Origin of the sequence: Acinetobacter entericus (assembly GCF_026168575.1) — a bacterium.
Taxonomy (GTDB): domain Bacteria; phylum Pseudomonadota; class Gammaproteobacteria; order Pseudomonadales; family Moraxellaceae; genus Acinetobacter; species Acinetobacter bouvetii.
On the sequence record NZ_JAPEQW010000074.1, the window covers coordinates 1 to 3,281 of the forward strand.

Genomic DNA, 3,281 nt, shown 5'->3' on the forward strand with positions numbered 1-3,281 from the left:
ATTTTCTAGCTCCAAAAATCGTAAAGTCACGTTGTAATAATCATCAAGAGATACGGCAGGAATACCCAAGACAGGCTTAGCCTCCAAGGCGCCCGCTTCATGATTGAAGATCACTTCAAATTGCCGGGTATCATGCTGCTGCTCAAACTGAATGATGTATCGTTCATGCAGTACCGCCCAATCTCGAACCATTCTTAAGTCTCGAAGCTTGATCCAACCTGTGTTTTGATCAGCAGGCTCAAGCGAGATAGGACGCCCCGACTGTTTTAGGCCTTCTTGAATGATTGCCTCGCCGCTGATTGAGCGCTCTAACTTCTGTTCAATGGGTTTCCAGTCAAATTCATCAGTCCATAAAAAACCGTCCTCTAATTGGACGGTTTCATTGGTTGATTTTCGTATCAGTTTCATGCATCTACATCCTATTTTTCAGTGTTTCAAGTTCGCTAAGGAAGTCATTAAAATTACCTTGATTTTCCTCAGCCACAGGGATGCTGATTGTTTTGCCATTAATTGAAATATTGTTTTGTACTGTCCGAGAAGTAGGGGTTGCAGTGACTCTTGGAACTGGAGTACTCGCGCTGGGTGCGAGGCTATTCACATCAACAGCCTTGGGTGAAGGACCTGTTGAAACAAGATTGCTGGCCGTCATCTGGCGAAGAAGGTCATTAATCTTGTTGGTTCCCCATTGAGTGGTTAAGCCTTTAGCAGCAGCTGCATCGAACTCTTGACTAATCAAAGTTCGGATTGCAGTATTGCCTGTTTTACTCATGCCATCAGCTTTAGCATCACGATCCGCTTCCATGGCTTTGGACCAAATCGTACCCGCCAATTTCTCGGCTTCTTTATCGTCATAACCCTTACTTTTAAGCTGTGATAACACATCAGCTTTACTGTAAGAGTTATAGTTATAAATGCCTTCACTTAAAGATTTGCTCTGGCGTTTCATTTCAGCATCGAATTGTTCAGATGCAGCTGCAACCGCGTCACTCCATGCCTCGGTGGATGACTTAGCTTCTTCACGTGCAACTTTCCCTGCACTACGATAACCATCGCCAATACCGCTTGCGGAATCACGTACACGGTCATTGGATTTAGACCAATCATCCATGGTTTTGACAACAGCTTTGCCGGTGGCATCAATCTGCACTTCAAGATTACGCCCGGCATTCATTGCATTTACCGCTGCAATTCTTCCTGCGTCACCAGATGCAGCCGCAGACTGAGCAGCTTTTTCATAAGCCTTTTGCACACCTTCAGCAGTAGCCTTGCCGCTATCACGAACATTAATAAAATCCATTAATGCTTGTTGGGCAGCCAGCTTGAGATTTTCCTTGGTCTCAATGCCTAGTCTCTTGAAAGACTTTGTAACAGGATCGATATCATCAGGCAGTTTTTGAGCTTGCATCTTGATAGCAATGAGGCCTTGCTCTACCTGAGCAGTCGAAACTTTACCTTGATCTCCAAACTCTTGAAGCTTGGCTTTAGCCATATCAATTTCAGCTTGGCTCTTGGCCTTGCTAAGCCAATCCTCCCATGCCTGGTAAAGAACATCACCAGCCTGTTTACCGGTATACCCCGCCTCACCCAACTTGGTCTTAAGTCCATCCAGTTCATTCCCCGAACTACTGAATGATTTAGAAACCTTGTTTAGCGAGACATCCAGATCTACACCAAATAGTTTCGCCGCTGCAGATGCTCTTGAGTATGCAGACTCAGCAACCTGACCCGAGCCAGTTGTCGCATTGTTAAGTTCGGCAATCCGTATTTCGCGGTTAGCTTTAAGTTCATTTTCTTTAGCATTGATAGCATCGGCAGATGCTTGTGCTGAAGCTAATGCATTTAAGTCGCCTGTACGTTTAGCCTCCTCGATCTGCTTGTCCAGTAAAACACGCTCAACTGCAGCCTGTTTCTGATATGCAAGAAGTTCTTCATCAGCCATTTTGACATTGTCTTTGGCTAGTTTTAAGGCTTCCTCTTTTACTCTGGCATTTTCCGCTGCCTGCGCTGCGCTCTCGCTCGCTTGAACTGAAACCTTGCCCGCTTCATCTATGGTGGCGATATAACCTTTTGTCAGCAGATCGGCTTGCATCACGCCATCCATCACACCACCATTGGCTTTGATGGCAGCCTCAGCGGTTGCCTGTGCCGATGCTAAAGTGTCGCTATCAAGTTTGGCTTTGGTTGTCGCATGTGCTTTTTCACGAGTCTCCAGCTCATTGGATTTCTGCAAAATTGAATCAATGGCCGACTGATTGCCATCTTTTCGCGCCTGATTGAGCTGTGCATCTATCGCTGCACGTTCATCTGCCAATGCCTTGGATTTTTGTGTTAGCTCTTCATTTTGCTGAATCAGCTCAGCAAATGTAGCCTTGTTGTTTGCAACCGTTTCAGCGTTTTTTTCATCTTGGGTTTGCGCAGCCTCCTTCATGCGCTGCACACCTTTGGATTCGAATGCTATCGCATCCTTGTCAGCTTCAGCGTAATACTGCTTGGCCTTATCTTTCATCACATCTGCATTGGCCGCAAACTGCTTGCTTACATCACCCCAAGTGACTGCAGCCATGACGCTATTGGCTGCTGAGGCTAAATCAAAGAATGCTCCTGCTAAAAGATTTACACCGATTTTTATAGCTGTTGCACCATCTGCGATAAAGCCAAACGTGATTGACAACCCTTGCAACACTCGCTCGAAGAAACCAACCTGCTCACCAGCTGCTGTTGCCTCACCGGTAAATGATGAAAGCACAGCCAAGGCATTGCTAAGCGATGTTCCCAAGATGTCTACGATAGTTTTACCAAAATCAACCAAAGTAGAAATGACATCTTTTACAGCATCGTATGCACTTGATAATGCGGACTTAAGGCTTTCGAAGACCGATACATCAATAAATGATAGTTGATCACCAACCCAAATGAAGCCAGAACCAATATCATTAAGCAGTGTTTCCACAATGCCCATATTGTCAGCAAGCATTACAAGCCATTGCGCTACCGTTGCAGAAGCCCCATTAGCCTGATCCATTGTTCCAATTAGGATTTGCCATTGTGTTGAGATGCGCTGTAATGCATTACCAATAGTGGTTGGAAACTTGGCGTAATCAGCCTCAATTGCTGCTGACTGGCTTTGAAGCGCTTTAACAACTCTCTCAGCTGACAGCTCGCCGTTTTCAGCCATCTTGCGCAGTTCGCCAGTTGTAACCCCAAGCGACTTAGCTAGAGCAGAAGAGATGCCCGGTGCTTGCTCCATGATTGAGTTAAATTCATCACCGCGAAGTACGCCA

At 45.8% G+C, this 3,281-nt stretch carries 2 protein-coding genes; both read right to left on the bottom strand.

Annotated elements, in window-relative coordinates:
* On the bottom strand, positions 1-408 hold a 408-nt coding region (locus OKC24_RS19290; protein WP_265466245.1), incomplete at its 3' end, for a hypothetical protein.
* A gap of 4 nt (positions 409-412) precedes the next feature.
* On the bottom strand, positions 413-3,281 hold a 2,869-nt coding region (locus OKC24_RS19295; protein WP_265466246.1), incomplete at its 5' end, for a tape measure protein.